This window comes from Pseudoalteromonas sp. AS84, assembly GCF_038900255.1.
In the GTDB taxonomy this organism is placed as follows: Bacteria; Pseudomonadota; Gammaproteobacteria; order Enterobacterales; family Alteromonadaceae; genus Pseudoalteromonas.
In genome coordinates this window covers 35607-50481 of record NZ_JBBMQY010000006.1, presented here as the reverse complement: position 1 = coordinate 50481, position 14875 = coordinate 35607, and the positions used below count along the sequence as shown (strand labels likewise).

Below are 14875 nucleotides of genomic sequence, written 5' to 3'. Positions count from 1 at the left end.
AATACCTTAAATTAAAATGAGTAAGAAGCGCTTAAATTGATATCTAAACGGTCATATTCGAATAAAGAAATATTACTGGATTTATCTTGATAGTTTGCAGCCAACTGTATTGCTAAATCACGATTAACTAAATAGCGAACAGTAGTCGAAAGCATAAAGAGGTTATCGGCACGTTCTTGTAAAAATAAAGGGTGATCTTCTTTATAATTAATCCATTGGTATCCAGCAAGAGACAACAACTGCCAATGTTGAGCCAGCTGAGTGTTTGCTTGGTAGTACAAGCTAGTAATATTTCGGCTATTAAATTCGCCTTCAGTAATATCGGCTTTTTCGTTTTTGGCGTTAACGCTTAAACTTTGAAACCATTGATTAGTTGCATAGCTAGCACCTGCATTTAATGCATAAAACGAATTATCGAGCTTTTCATCAAACCTATTATTCAAAACACCAGCAGTCGCAGAGCTAAATAAATTAACTTGTTTATTCAGCTTATAATTAGCACCTGCTGTTAAAGCTGATTCAGTACGATAAAGATCGCCATCAAGCATTAATGGAGTCGTCGATACTTGTGCAAACCAACTTATGTCATTTTGTTTATATTGATAAGCAGCATTAATGTGCGCGTTTATACGATCGTATTGGCTGAGTTCTGCAAATTTGTACCACCCAGTATTAACACTCAAAGTGATTAAACTCTTTTGATCTATAGGGTGGGAGTACTTTCCTCTATAATTTAGTCGCGCATAGTTGTCTTGCGTACTTTTACTTTCTGGCGATAATAAAAATTCACCAATGTTAGGAATTATAATTGTATCTTCTGCCGTACCTGCATTTACGTTGCCATCAACGCCAAGGGCAAGCTCAATATTTTGCTTATAAGAACGCCTAGCTTCTTGTTTTTTAAGTGTGGTTGTATCAAGTAACGACTGTGCTGAAGATTTTATGTTATTAGGTGTATTAGGTGAGTTAATCAGTATTAAAGCTTGTGTGTCAGCAGCAGGTAAATTATTAACTGTTAAATAAGCGCGCACTAAATACAAGCGAGCTTGATACCACCTTGGGTTGTTTTCAACCACACGTTCAAAGGCAAATACAGCTGGCGCCGGATGTCCTGTATTAAGGGCAGAGATCCCTAGTAAAAAATCGTATACGGGTTCACCCAGGTACTGGTATTCACTATTACTTTTTTGATAAGCCTGAGTATATTTTTTTTCAGAAACTAATTTTTGAAGTTCAATCAGTAGCTTATTATATTCATCATTGCTTTGAGCCAATGAGTTAAAGCTCATTACAGCTAAACAACTACACAGTAAATTTCTTAAAACCTGTTTAATCATGCTTAATTTTATATCCCAGTAGAAGTTTGATGTTTTGTATAAAAAGAGATGTATGTACTAGAAATTTAGCACTTTTTGTACTTAAGTACAGCCAATGTAATCACATTGGTTAAATAAATGTTATTTAATTTAGGCTAAATACTTGTTTAATAAATCTTCTAATTACACTTATTAAAATAGGGGAGGTTGCTGATAGACTGCTTTAGCTTAGAATAGTAATTAATTTGGGTAACAAAGGTTAGATATGCTGTATAGGATATAAAAAGATAATTTAGGGAGATTATTAAAATATAAATAAAGGGTATTACTAGGAGAAAAAGTGGGGCGATTGACGGGGCTTGAACCCGCGACAACCGGAATCACAATCCGGGGCTCTACCAACTGAGCTACAACCGCCACTACACACACCTTGTTTGGTGTGGCGCGCATAATACATAAAATAATAAATGTTGTGAAGCCCAAAAGTGAAATAAATTAAAATAATTTAAACCATGCAAATGTAATCAGCGTTGGGCAACTAATATTTATCCATACCAGAGGATATATTTGGCACAGAATTACCCCTAAAAAATCGAATGAAGTTATGTTTAATAGTATTAATTCATTATTTCATGAGAATAAATTGTAAATTAATGTATAATAATGCTCGGAAAACGCTTAATAAAAAACATTTGGAGTAAATATGGATTCAGTACTTAATTGGCTTAACGAAAACTCAGGCCTAATCTTACATTATGGTATTCAAGCTGTTGTTGCGCTTGTTATCTTTTTAATTGGTAGTCGTGTTGCTAAGTTTTGTTCTAACTTAACTGAAAAAGGTTTTGCTAAGAAGAAAGTAGATAAGGCAGTTGGATCTTTTGTTGCTAGCATCGTGTTCACTCTTGTGTTCGCAGTAACCATATTAATGGCACTTTCGCAAATTGGCATTGAAACAACTTCGTTCATCGCTATTTTAGGTGCTGCAGGCTTAGCTGTTGGCTTAGCATTACAAGGTTCACTATCTAATTTTGCATCAGGCGTGCTAATTATTTTACTTCGTCCGTTTAAATCTGGTGACTTTGTAGAAGCTGGTAGTAAAATGGGTACTGTTAAGAAAATCGAAATATTTTCAACTGAGCTTCGTACTCCAGACAATAAAGTAATCATCGTACCAAACTCTCAAATAATGTCTGGTGCTATTACTAACTTCTCGCGAGAGTCTACTCGACGTATCGATTTAGTTATTGGTGTTGGTTACGATGCTGATTTACGCCAAGCAAAAGAAGTACTAAAATCTGTATTAGATGCAGAAGCGCGCATACTAAAAGACCCAGCTTATACAGTAGCTGTATCTGAGCTAGGTGATTCTAGCGTAAACTTTGTTGTTCGCCCTTGGGTTAACGCTGCAGACTACTGGCCTACTTACTGGTCATTAATGGAAAATATTAAAATTGCATTAGATGATGCAGATATTGCCATCCCATTTCCGCAAATGGATGTTCATTTACACAAGCAAGACTAATTTTAAATACCTATTAAATTAAGGTTCTTCTTAATTGTTGTAGCAGTAAAATTGCTTATAAAATTTTCATGTGGATTTTCTGCATGAAAATTTTTAATTTAATTAATAAGCTATTTAGCTTGCTCTAACAAGTAACGCTTTAATAAAATAGATATACATTCATACAAAGGTTATTTTTTAATGAAATTAAAGCTTTTATCAGTTTTAGTTGCAGCTTCTGCTGCAACAAATGCATTCGCTGCAGACGCAGATCAAAAAACGTGGGAAGTTACCAGTGAACTTGGTGCTATTATCACTAGTGGTAATACCGAAACAACCACACTAAAAGGTGGTATCAAGGTACAACACAACCTTGAAAACTGGAACAACGAATACAAGCTAGACGGCATCTACAAAGAAGATGAAGTTGAAGATGCTGATGGCGACAAAAATAAGCAGCGCACTAACGAAAAGTACTCAATTTCTGCTCAAGGCAATTACAAATTAAATGAAGATCATTCTCATTTATTCATTTATGGTTCACACGTTTCAGATTATTTTGGAGCATATAGAAGTGAGTCGGTAATTTCTGCTGGTTACGGTCTACGTTTATTAAACGAAAAGACAATGTGGTTAAGCGCCGAAGTTGGTCCTGGTTATAAATATTTTGAATACCCAGATGACAGCACTGAAATAGATGATAACGGTAACTCTCTTGCTGGCGAGTTTGAAGGCGAAGTAATTGCCTTAGGTAAGTTAGATTACAACTGGCAAATTTCTGAAAGTGCCCGTTTTACCCAATTAGTTGCTGTGGAGTACGGTGATACAAACACTAAAACTCGTTCAGAAACTGCATTGCTTGCAAAAATAAACGGCTCGCTACAAATGAAAGTAGCTTTTAATGTTACCAACAACTCAGACGTTGCTGATGATAAAGAAAGTACAGATACTGAAACGTCATTCACGTTGGTTTACAGTTTTTAACCAATGTAACTAAGTTAATGACACTAAAGTGACAAAAGGGGCGAAAGTCCCTTTTTTATTTGCTCAAAATTAATGTATTATAGCCACCAATTTTGGTTGTAGACCTAGGGATATACCTACTCGTGAAAGTTTTTACACAATTTATTAGTGCTTTTATTCTACTTTGTAGTTTTAGTACTTTGGCTTTTACGCCAACAGCTTCTCAAATTGAGCAATTTAAAAAGCTGCCAAAAGCTCAGCAAGAAGCCCTAGCAAAACAATACGGTGTTGATGTTTCAACAATCACCGGTACAAACCAATCCAATAATCAAAATAATACAGAGCAACAAAACAGTATTGGCGAGCGCGCAGAGCCAGAGAAAGAGCAGCTAACAGATGAAGAACGGTTCAAACCAAAAGCAGACGAATTAAAGCCATATGGTTACGAGCTGTTTGCAGGTGAACCAACTACTTTCATGCCGAGTGAAAATGCTGCAGTACCAGATACCTATATTGTAGGCCCTGGCGATCAGTTAAAAATCAACTTTTATGGCAAAGAAAGTGACAGCTTTGAAGTCATAGTTGACCGTGAAGGGCGTATTAGTATCCCTGATTTGAGCCCTGTAGAAGTTGCAGGTTTAACCTTTGCAGAAATTAAAGAACTAGTTAAAGTAAAAGTAGAGCAAGAGGTAATAGGTGTAAAAGCTTTTGTATCGCTTGGTCAACTTCGTAGCATGCGTATTTTAGTGCTCGGTGAGGCTTACAAGCCGGGTAGCTACAGTGTTTCTTCATTAACAACTGTGTCGCATGCATTATTTGTAAGCGGTGGTGTATCAGATATTGCTTCTCTTCGTAACATTCAAGTTAAACGAGCTGGTAACGTAGTTGCAAATTTTGACCTTTACGACTTACTTATTAATGGCGATAGCAGCAATGATATTGTATTGAAATCGGGCGATGCTGTATTTATTCCATCGGTTGGTGCTCAAGTAAGAGTTGAAGGGGCAGTAAAACGCCCAGCTATATTTGAACTTAAAAAAGGTGAGTCTGCCAAGCAGTTATTAGCAATGGCCGGAGGTCTTAAGCCAAATGCCTATGCCAAAAGTGCAATTGTAGAGCGCTTTAACTTCGATCGTAAAGAAGTACTCTCGGTAGATTTTTCAAAATCGCAAATTAACTATATTCCACAAGATGGCGACCGTATTCGCTTTAATTCAGTTAGCTCGCAATATCAAAATTCGGTTAGTCTAATTGGTGCGGTAGCACGCCCAGGTAATTATCAATGGCACCAAGGTAAGCGTATTTCTGATGTACTTAAATCAGTACGTGGTGACTTACTACCGCAAGCAGATTTAAGCTACGGACTCGTAATCCGCGAAATAAATATAAACGGCGATATAGAAGCACACCAATTCGACGTTGCTCAAGCGATTATTAAAAATCCTGAAAATAACTTACAACTTCAAACTAATGACAAAATTGTTGTATTTAGCCGTTTTGAAGAAAAAGAAGCAGAGCAATCAGCTCTAGCAAATATGGCCCTTAGCCAAGAGCAACAAGAGCAGCAACAAAAAGCAGAGCAATGGCATAAGTTTGAGCAAAAAGAATTCGAAAAATATATTGGCGTTAATCAAGAAGACGAAGAGCTTGTTCTTGAAGACAATAAAATACTAACAATTGCTGAAATTTCTAAACGTAAAGCAAAAGAAGAAGAAGACCAAGAACTCAAACCCGAAGATTACGCATTATTTAGCCGCCATAACTTACTAGCGCCAATTATTGCTAAATTTAAGCAGCAAGCATCAGTGCAGCAAGCTATGCAATTAGTTGAGATTAGCGGAAACGTTACTTTTCCTGGTATTTATCCACTAATGATTGGTGGTGAAGTAAGTGATTTAATAACAGCAGCCGGTGGCCTTTTAGAGTCTGCCTACGTAAAACAAGCTGAAATTACACGTATTGTAGCCAGCGATGGTTCTAAAATAGAACACTTAAGATTTGACCTTGAAAGTGCCATGAAGGGCGACCTTCAAAGTAATATTACGTTACAAAGCAAAGACAGCATAAACGTATTCGCTATTCCAAATTGGCAAGAAAACGTAAAAGTAGAATTAAAAGGCGAGCTTAAATTTCCTGGTACGTACACTATACGCCGCGGTGAAACGCTAACTGAATTACTTGAGCGTGCAGGTGGTTTTTCAAAATTTGCAGAGCAAAAAGCTGCAATATTTACTCGTGCGTCAATTAAAGAACAAGAGGAAAAGCAGTTAGCACGTTTATCTACAGAACTTCGCCGTGATATAGCTTCAAAAAGCTTTGAAAGTTCAGTGAGTAGTAATTCACTCTCATATGAAGAAATGGATAAGTTACTTAATGATTTAGCAAGCGTTGAGGCTTTAGGGCGCTTGGTTATCGACCTTCCACAAATAGTCAATAATCAACAAAATTTAGTACTGCAAAATGGCGACACACTTTATGTGCCAAGTAAACGCGATTCGATTAGTGTAATAGGCGAAGTTAACTACTCTACCTCGCATTTGTATAGGCAAGGCGTAAGCGTTGACGAATACATTAACTTAAGCGGTGGTTTAAAAGAGCGCGCTGACGAGGACCGTATTTACATTATAAAAGCCAATGGCTCGGTAAAAATACCGAATACGGGAGGGTGGTTTGCCTCTAATAGTTCTGAGCAGTTAGAACCAGGCGATACAATAGTTATACCAATGGACGCTGGCCATATGGATAAGCTAACTCTTTGGAGCACAGCAACACAAATACTGTATCAATTAGGTGTGGCAGTCGCAGCAATAAGCAGCATTTAATAATCATGAGCGGCTTAATGCCGCGCATGTATTTAAGCAAATATTTACAATTAGGCGGGGTTTTATGCCTCGCATGTATTTAAGAAGGCGGGGCTTTATGCCGCGTAGAATGAGCATGAGATTTACATGGAAAATAATTTAAATAGCCCAAAACAAATCAATAAGAAAATAGTCGCTGATGACGAAATTGACCTACGAGAATTATTTTCAGCAATTTGGCAAGGTAAATGGTTTATTATCGCGATCACTGCGTTATTTGCTGTATCGTCAGTTTTTTACGCTATGAATCAGCCTAATATTTATAAATCTGAAGCATTGCTTGCTCCTGCAGAGCAAGAGCAACAAGGTGGCTTAGGGGCATTGGCGGGTCAGTTTGGAGGCTTGGCAAGTTTAGCCGGTGTTAGTTTAGGGGCAGGTGGAGGTGTTGATAAAACTCAAATGGCGCTTGAAGTCCTAAAGTCACGAAAATTTACCAGCGAGTTTATTCAAAAGCATAATATTTTGCCTGATCTGATGGCTGTTAAATCATGGAATTTAGTTACAAACACTTTAAGCTACAACACCGAGATTTATAACCCACAAAATAAAAATTGGCTGCGAGCCGTAAAAGCACCTAAAAAATCAGAGCCTTCAATGCAAGAGGCTTATAAAGTATTAAGTAAGCTCATCTCAGTAGATGTTGATTCAGAAACGGGCATGATAACTCTAGCCGTTGAGCATCAATCCCCTGTAGTCGCGCAGCAATGGGTCACCTGGTTAATACATGATATAAATAAAAGTATGAAGCAGCGAGACGTTATTGAGGCTAATAAAAGCACCGAATTTTTAACTAAACAGTTAAATCAAATAAAGATAGCTGATATACGTATCGTATTATATAAATTAATTGAAGAGCAAACAAAGACCATTATGTTTGCTAACGTCCGTGATGAGTATATATTCAAAACTATTGATCCAGCATTAGTACCAGAAGAAAAGAATGGCCCTAAGCGTGCACTAATTTGTGTCATAGCTATTTTTTTAGGTGGTATCTTGAGTATGATGTTTGTTTTATCTAGAGCTTTCCTAGGGCAGAAAGAAAATAAAATTCAATAACAAGTATATTAGTTCAATGAAGTAAATATAATTTGTACATAGTTTATTTTAGGTGATGCTGGAAATATAATAATGAAAATACTAATAACAGGTGGTGCAGGGTTTATTGGCTCTGCCGTTATCCGACATATAATAGATAATACTCAAGATTTGGTTATCAATCTCGATAAGCTGACTTATGCAGGTAATTTAGAGTCACTAAGATCAGTTGATAGTAATGAGCGTTATGCATTTGAGCAAGTTGATATTTGTGACCGTGTAGCCCTAGACCGTGTGTTTGCCAAGCACAAGCCAGATGCTGTAATGCATTTAGCTGCAGAGAGCCATGTTGATCGCTCAATTACAGGCCCCGCTGAATTCATCCAAACCAATATTGTAGGAACTTACACTTTATTAGAAGCTGCTCGCGAGTACTGGAATTCACTCGAAGATAGCGCAAAGCTAGCTTTTAGGTTTCATCATATATCTACTGATGAAGTGTATGGTGATTTACCTCACCCAGATGAGCAAGCTGGTAATGCGTTGGGTAAAGCGCTACCTCTGTTTACTGAACAAACATCTTATGCACCAAGCAGTCCTTATTCAGCAAGTAAGGCATCTAGTGATCACTTAGTTCGTGCATGGCTACGTACGTATGGCTTTCCTACAGTTGTAACCAATTGCTCAAATAACTATGGGCCATATCATTTCCCTGAAAAATTAATACCATTAGTAATACTTAATGCCCTTGAAGGTAAAAAACTACCGATTTATGGAAAAGGTGATCAGATTAGAGATTGGTTATTCGTTGAGGATCATGCTCGAGCTTTATATAAGGTAGTAACTGAAGGTAAAATTGGTGAAACATATAATATTGGTGGCCATAACGAAAAGCAAAACATTGAAGTTGTTAAAAGTATTTGCAGTATTCTAGATACTTTAGTGCCTAAGGACTCCCCGTACTCAGAACAGATAACATACGTGGCAGATCGCCCTGGTCACGATAGACGTTATGCTATTGATTCATCAAAAATGAGTGCAGAGCTAAACTGGACACCGGTCGAAACCTTTGAAACAGGCCTACGTAAAACCGTTCAATGGTATTTAGATAATCAAACGTGGTGTCAAAACGTACAAGATGGTTCATATCAGCGTGAGCGTCTGGGCGAAATAAATATGACAGCTAAAGGAAAATAGCATGAAAGGAATTATCCTTGCCGGAGGCTCCGGTACACGCCTTTATCCTATTACTATGGGTGTATCCAAGCAGTTACTCCCAATTTATGATAAGCCAATGATTTACTATCCGCTTTCTGTGTTGATGTTAGCGGGAATACGTGAAATCTTAATTATTACTACACCTGAAGATCAAGAATCATTTAAACGATTATTAGGTGATGGCTCACGCTTTGGCATTGAGCTTAGTTACACGATACAACCAAGCCCAGATGGCTTGGCTCAAGCGTTTATTTTAGGTGAAGAGTTTATTGGCTCTGACGACGTTTGTTTATTGCTAGGCGATAATATTTTTTATGGGCAAGGGTTTTCACCTAAGTTAAAGCATGCGGTTGAGAATGCTAAGAACGGACTAGGAGCGACTGTATTTGGCTATCAAGTAAAAGATCCGGAACGTTTTGGTGTTGTTGAATTTGATGAGAATCAAAAGGCTATTTCCATTGAAGAAAAGCCAGCTAAACCAAAGTCTGATTTAGCAGTAACCGGTTTATATTTTTACGATAATTCTGTTGTTGAAATAGCAAAACAAGTTAAGCCCTCGCATAGAGGTGAGCTAGAGATAACGTGCTTAAATGAAATTTATTTAAAGCAAAATAAGCTTAATGTTGAAATACTTGGTCGCGGCTTTGCTTGGCTTGATACTGGCACGCATGAAAGCTTACTTGAAGCGGCTCAATTTGTAGAAACAATTGAAAAGCGACAAGGATACAAAATAGCTTGCCTAGAAGAAATTGCATTAAATTATGGCTGGTTAACAAAGCAAGACGTTTTAAGACTCGCTAAGCCACTAGAAAAAAATAGTTACGGGCAGTATTTAAAAAGTATTGCCAGCTGAAATTATAAAGTGAGTTAGTTATGAAAAAAATAGCCGTAGTAACTGGTGCTACAAGAGGTATTGGCTTAGCTATATCCCAGAAGCTAAGCCAAGATGGTTTTTTTATTGTAGGTATATCAAGGGCTGATAACCAAGAAGCTAATGATTCTTGGGTTAATTCTCTGTCAAATGATTGTCGTTTATTTAAGTGCGACGTCACAAGTTTATTAGCTGTTGAAGAGGTGATTGCTAAAATTAGTGAGCTTGAAGGTTCAGTTCATTTACTTGTAAATAATGCAGGTATTACAAGTGATAGTTTTTTCCATAAAATGTCATTGGAAAGTTGGAAAAGTGTAATCGATACTAATCTAAATTCATTATTTTATATTACACAACCAATATATAAAATAATGAAAGAGAACGGCGGTGGAAAAATAATTAACATTTCATCTGTTAATGGTCAAAAGGGTCAGGCAGGTCAAGTAAATTATTCGTCTTCGAAGGCTGGTGTCCATGGATTTACAATGGCATTAGCGCAAGAAGGCGCTAGAAGTAATATTTTAGTTAATACAATATCTCCGGGTTATACAAACACCGAAATGATGAAGAATATTAGAGTTGATATATTGCAAGGCATAAAAGACAACATTCCACTAGGGCGACTGGCTGAGCCAAAAGAAATTGCTAATGTAGCTTCATTTCTTGCGAGTGATTGTTGCTCATACATTACAGGTGCGAATATTCCTGTAAATGGCGGTTTATTCATAGGGTAATTATAAAAATGGCATATTTAACAGATATTGAATTACAAAGTGTTGGCTTTAAAGCGCTTGGTAAGAATGTCAAAATTAGCGACAAAGCTGCAATATATAACCCAGATCAAATTGAGATTGGTAATAACAGCCGAATTGATGATTTTTGTGTTATTTCAGGTAATGTAAAAATAGGTCAATATGTCCATATAGCACCATTTTGTCTAGTTGCTGGCGGTGAGAAAGGTATTCAAATGGATGACTTTTCAGGTTTAGCTTATCAAGTACAAGTGTTTAGTCAGTCGGATGATTACTCTGGTCGAACTTTAACAAACCCTACAATACCGACTAAATATAAAAAAGAGACGAAAAAACATGTGCATTTAGCTAAGCATGTAATTGTCGGTGCTGGATCAATTGTTTTTCCAGGAGTAAAGCTTACAGAGGGCTGCTCTGTAGGTGCCTTGTCTCTAGTTAACAAAACTACTGAGCCTTGGGGGATTTACGTTGGAAATCCAGCAAAGCGTGTAAAAGAAAGAAAGAAAAATTTACTTGAACTAGAAATTGAATTTTTAAGAGATAGCAATGGTTCCTTTTAATATTTCTCCTAAAGTAGGTACAGAATTAGCGTATATCGAGCAAGCGATTGCATCAGACAAGTTATGCGGCGATGGTTACTTCTCTAAAAAGTGCGAAAAATGGTTTGAAGACAGCTTCAACACAACAAAAGCATTACTAACTCCCTCATGTACAGCATCGTTAGAGCTAGCCGCTATTCTGATTGATATTCAGCCTGGTGATGAAGTTATAATGCCCTCATACACATTTGTATCTACAGCGAATGCGTTTGTATTACGTGGTGCAAAAATTATATTTGTTGACGCTCGTCCGGACACAATGAATATTGATGAAACACTCATTGAAGCTGCTATTACGGCTAAAACAAAAGCAATAGTGCCAGTACATTACGCAGGTGTAGCTTGTGAAATGGATACAATACTCGTTATCGCAGAAAAACATGACTTGTGGGTAGTGGAAGATGCAGCACAAGGCGTAATGTCTACCTATAAAGGTAAAGCACTAGGAACTCTTGGTCATATAGGTTGTTATAGCTTTCATGAAACTAAAAACTACTCATCGGGTGGTGAAGGTGGGGCTATTTTAATTAATGACCCTAAGCTAGTTGAACGAGCTGAGATTATACGTGAGAAAGGAACAAACCGTAGCCAATTCCTACATGGTATTGTCGATAAATACACATGGCAAGACATAGGCTCGAGCTTTTTACCAAGCGAGTTACAAGCTGCGTATTTATATGCTCAACTTGAAGCCGCAGACACGATAAATAATTTCCGTTTATCAATATGGGAACGTTATTATAATAAACTCAGCCTAAAACTAAAGGCTGGACAGCTACCTCATATTCCGGATTCATTAACGCATAACGCGCATATGTTTTATATAAAATTGAGCTCAAATGAAGAGCGAAATGAATTTATTAGTTATATGAAAACGCAGGATATTACGACACCTTTTCATTATATTCCACTACACTCAAGCCCTGCAGGAAAGCAGTTTGGCGAGTTTTCAGGCAAAGATACTTATACAACGCAAGAGAGTTCAAGGCTAGTACGTTTGCCGCTGTATTATGGAATGACTACAGAAAATCAAGACAAGGTAATAAAAGCGTCTTTGGATTTCTTCCTTGAAAGCTAAAATAATTTTACAATTTGCTTTAGGCCCAATTGGTGCAGCACTTCTTGGGTTTATAACCCTGCCGTTTGTCGCTTGGTTTTTTACAGTTGAAGATGTCGGCCGTTTGACTATGCTGCAAGTGGTTTTAGGGTTAGCTGTATCCTTATTTAGTTTATCAATGCATCAAGCTTATGTTCGTGAATATCATGAAAAGACTGATAAGGAAGCTTTATTAAAATTAAGTATTCTTCCCGGTTTAGTCCTAATTACTATTGTTGCATTGATAGCCTTATTACAGCCTTACTCTATTTCTAAATTATTATTCGGGATAAATTCAAATTCGTTAACGGTTTTGTTATTTGTGGGATTGTTAGCTAGTTTTTTTATTAACTTCTTAGCACACGTAATTCGTATGCAAGAACGTGGTTTAGCATTTTCTATAACGCAGATTGCTCCTAAGTTATTTTTACTTATATTAATAAGCTTAATAATGCTTTTTGGCTTAAAAGCTGAATTTTATACGCTTATGTTGATGAATACGTTAGCGATATCGTTTTCATTAATTATATTTGCTTGGCTAACCCGAAAATCTTGGATTGCAGCTTTTACGAAGCGAATTGACACCGTATTATTAAAGGGAATGCTAACATTTAGCTTACCGCTGGTAGCTGGGGGCATTGCTTACTGGGGGGTGAGTACAATGGATAGGTTCTTCCTTAGAAGCTTGTCAGGCTTCGAGGAACTCGGTATTTATTCATTGGCAGCAGCTCTTGCTGGAGTTGTATCGGTTGTTACATCTATTTTTTCTAGCATATGGCACCCCCTTCTTTATCGCTGGGTCAAAGAGGGCTCTGAGACAAGTAAAATCGAGTGTGTTATAGAAAATATGGTGTTATTTGTTGTGCTGATTTGGTCTTTATTTGGTTTATTATCTTTCATTATTCCTATATTTTTACCTCAGGAATACTCCGCTATAGAATATTTAATAGTAGCGTGCGTAGCTATGCCTTTATTTTACTTATTAAGCGAGGTGACAGGAGTAGGGATTGGTATAACCCGCAGAACTAACTTTTCTATGTTAGCGTCTTTTATAGCATTTGCAGTTAATGCAATTCTAAATTATCTACTAATACCTCATTATGGGGCTTCTGGAGCTGCATTAGCTTCAATCTTTGCATTTTTTATTTTTTTTACAGTAAAGACAGAATCTAGCGCGCATATATGGAAGGCCATACCAAGAGTTAAAATTTATGTATTGATGATTGGTTATGTCGCTGCTACATGCATTATGGTCATTACAAAAGCAAATGAACCGGCGCTAATGTGGATTTGGGTTTTCCTACTAATTTTGAGCAGCGTTCTATTTTCTAAAAGGTTAGCAGAAACATATTTTTATTTAAAAAACTATTTAATGGAAAGGGTTTGAATGTTATTTATTTATGGTGCTTTACCAGTAGGTGGTATTGAAACGTTTTTTATGCGAATGGCTAAAGAGCGTCACAGGTTAGGGTTGCATACAACCATTCTTCTCTTGTCATTACCACACGAAAGTAACCCTGAATTATTAAACGAAATGAAAAAGTATGCAAACGTATTATTTCCTGATGATATATTTTTAAATTTAGGAAAATTCACACGCAGATTACCCCTACTCGTGCCCGTGAAAAAAAGAGCATTAGAGCGCATTTTAGAAAATGTAGATCAGATACATGCAAGCGATGGAATGCATGCACTAGTGGGATATCGCTTATCAAATATGTTAAATAAAAATATAATTGTTACAGTTGGTTTTTATCATTACATAAAGTTTTTGTGGGGCGGTGATAATGTTGCTTGGCATGAGAAAGTTAATCGCAAATTTATATTTGATTTTTTACCCGAAAAATCGCTACTTTTTTTCTCTGAAGGCAATCGCCAATTATATATAAAACATAAGCGTAAAAAATTGACTGATGCAAATACTTTTAGACTAGGTGTTATCGATAAAAAAGATATTAAAGTTTCAGGTGAAGTAAACTTACCAATAAAAATCGTAGCAATAGGACGACTAGTTGATTTTAAAACATATAATTTTTATATGATTAAGGTCTTAAAAAATTTAAAAACGAAAGGGTTTAATGTTCAATTTGACATTTATGGTGATGGCCCTTTAAAAGCACAAATAGCTGATGAGATAAATAAGGCTGGATTGAGTGAATCTATTCATTTAAAAGGGACATTAGACTATCTAAAGTTTGATGAAACAGTGAGTAATTATAATTTATTCATAGGTAGTGGTACTGCTATAATCCAAGCTGCAGCATTAGGTTTGCCAAGTATTGTAGGCGTTGAAAATGTTATAGAAGCTGAAACATATGGGTATTTTAGCGATGTTAACCAATATGAATACAATCTAAAGGGATTGGATTTAGAAATGATATCGGTTGAGACAATTATTGAAGATTATATCAATATGAATACTCAGCAAAGAAAAGCCCTAATATCTAGTCATTTAGAGTGCATTGATAGTTTTACTAATGAGTCTTGTCAAAAATCAATGGATGAATTGAAATATATAACTATGCCGGCTAAAAAATTAAAATATAACCGCTGGATTTATGAATTTTCAAGAATATTAGACAGAGTTAGTATGCGTTTTAATAAAAGGCATCCTAAGTTAACTCAATTTGAAGACTTTAAACCAAACTAAATCAATGTATTAT

General features: G+C 36.5%; 12 protein-coding genes and 1 tRNA gene. 11 read left to right on the top strand and 2 right to left on the bottom strand.

Translation table 11 applies throughout. The features are described 5' to 3' along the window. Positions 1-11: 11 nt before the first annotated feature. Both WNY79_RS08370 and WNY79_RS08365 read right to left on the bottom strand, forming a co-directional pair. Positions 12-1337 carry a hypothetical protein gene (locus WNY79_RS08370; RefSeq protein ID WP_342875640.1) on the bottom strand — a complete coding sequence of 442 codons (1326 nt, stop codon included), beginning with the start codon at positions 1335-1337 and terminating at the stop codon, positions 12-14. A gap of 320 nt (positions 1338-1657) precedes the next feature. Further along, positions 1658-1733, bottom strand: a tRNA-His gene (locus WNY79_RS08365). A 286-nt stretch (positions 1734-2019) separates the two neighbouring features. Between WNY79_RS08365 and WNY79_RS08360 the strand changes: the two genes are divergently transcribed. The 11 genes from WNY79_RS08360 (at position 2020) to WNY79_RS08310 (ending at position 14862) form a co-directional block, all read left to right on the top strand. Continuing rightward, positions 2020-2838 carry a mechanosensitive ion channel domain-containing protein gene (locus WNY79_RS08360; RefSeq protein WP_197184527.1) on the top strand — a complete coding sequence of 273 codons (819 nt, stop codon included), beginning with the start codon at positions 2020-2022 and terminating at the stop codon, positions 2836-2838. A gap of 180 nt (positions 2839-3018) precedes the next feature. Further along, on the top strand, positions 3019-3801 hold the full coding sequence (locus WNY79_RS08355; RefSeq protein ID WP_024597834.1) for a DUF481 domain-containing protein: 783 nt from the start codon (positions 3019-3021) through the stop codon (positions 3799-3801). Positions 3802-3923: 122 nt separating this feature from the next. Next, positions 3924-6602, top strand: coding sequence for an SLBB domain-containing protein (locus WNY79_RS08350; protein WP_342875639.1), 2679 nt, complete (start codon positions 3924-3926; stop codon positions 6600-6602). Between the two features lie 126 nt (positions 6603-6728). Then, positions 6729-7697, top strand: coding sequence for a Wzz/FepE/Etk N-terminal domain-containing protein (locus WNY79_RS08345; RefSeq protein ID WP_197116368.1), 969 nt, complete (start codon positions 6729-6731; stop codon positions 7695-7697). A 72-nt stretch (positions 7698-7769) separates the two neighbouring features. Beyond that, entirely contained in the window at positions 7770-8873 is a 1104-nt protein-coding gene (gene rfbB, locus WNY79_RS08340; RefSeq protein WP_342875638.1) for a dTDP-glucose 4,6-dehydratase, read from the top strand. 1 nt (position 8874) lies between these two features. Beyond that, positions 8875-9747: a glucose-1-phosphate thymidylyltransferase RfbA gene (gene rfbA, locus WNY79_RS08335; protein ID WP_342875637.1), complete on the top strand. Its 873-nt coding sequence runs from the start codon at positions 8875-8877 to the stop codon at positions 9745-9747. A gap of 20 nt (positions 9748-9767) precedes the next feature. Next, positions 9768-10499: an acetoacetyl-CoA reductase gene (phbB, locus tag WNY79_RS08330; RefSeq protein ID WP_342875636.1), complete on the top strand. Its 732-nt coding sequence runs from the start codon at positions 9768-9770 to the stop codon at positions 10497-10499. Between the two features lie 8 nt (positions 10500-10507). Further along, a complete protein-coding gene (locus WNY79_RS08325; RefSeq protein ID WP_342875635.1) occupies positions 10508-11077 on the top strand; it encodes an acyltransferase in 570 nt (189 codons plus the stop codon). Next, the gene (gene rffA / locus WNY79_RS08320) at positions 11064-12194 is read left to right on the top strand and encodes a dTDP-4-amino-4,6-dideoxygalactose transaminase (RefSeq protein WP_342875634.1); all 1131 of its coding nucleotides are present in this window, start codon (positions 11064-11066) and stop codon (positions 12192-12194) included. Before WNY79_RS08325 ends, rffA begins: the two co-directional genes overlap by 14 nt. Then, positions 12184-13599, top strand: a complete 1416-nt coding sequence (locus WNY79_RS08315; protein ID WP_342875633.1) for an oligosaccharide flippase family protein — start codon at positions 12184-12186, stop codon at positions 13597-13599. The genes rffA and WNY79_RS08315 overlap by 11 nt, the downstream gene beginning before the upstream one ends. Further along, complete coding sequence (locus WNY79_RS08310) at positions 13600-14862, top strand: glycosyltransferase family 4 protein (RefSeq protein WP_342875632.1); 1263 nt, start codon at positions 13600-13602, stop codon at positions 14860-14862. The last annotated feature ends 13 nt before the right edge of the window (positions 14863-14875 follow it).

Coding starts and splice junctions, on each gene's coding strand:
- WNY79_RS08370 (WP_342875640.1), bottom strand. CDS start 1,337: ATGATTAAACAGGTTTTAAGAAATTTACTGTGTAGTTGTTTAGCTGTA.
- WNY79_RS08360 (WP_197184527.1), top strand. CDS start 2,020: ATGGATTCAGTACTTAATTGGCTTAACGAAAACTCAGGCCTAATCTTA.
- WNY79_RS08355 (WP_024597834.1), top strand. CDS start 3,019: ATGAAATTAAAGCTTTTATCAGTTTTAGTTGCAGCTTCTGCTGCAACA.
- WNY79_RS08345 (WP_197116368.1), top strand. CDS start 6,729: ATGGAAAATAATTTAAATAGCCCAAAACAAATCAATAAGAAAATAGTC.
- rfbB (WP_342875638.1), top strand. CDS start 7,770: ATGAAAATACTAATAACAGGTGGTGCAGGGTTTATTGGCTCTGCCGTT.
- rfbA (WP_342875637.1), top strand. CDS start 8,875: ATGAAAGGAATTATCCTTGCCGGAGGCTCCGGTACACGCCTTTATCCT.
- phbB (WP_342875636.1), top strand. CDS start 9,768: ATGAAAAAAATAGCCGTAGTAACTGGTGCTACAAGAGGTATTGGCTTA.
- WNY79_RS08325 (WP_342875635.1), top strand. CDS start 10,508: ATGGCATATTTAACAGATATTGAATTACAAAGTGTTGGCTTTAAAGCG.
- rffA (WP_342875634.1), top strand. CDS start 11,064: ATGGTTCCTTTTAATATTTCTCCTAAAGTAGGTACAGAATTAGCGTAT.
- WNY79_RS08310 (WP_342875632.1), top strand. CDS start 13,600: ATGTTATTTATTTATGGTGCTTTACCAGTAGGTGGTATTGAAACGTTT.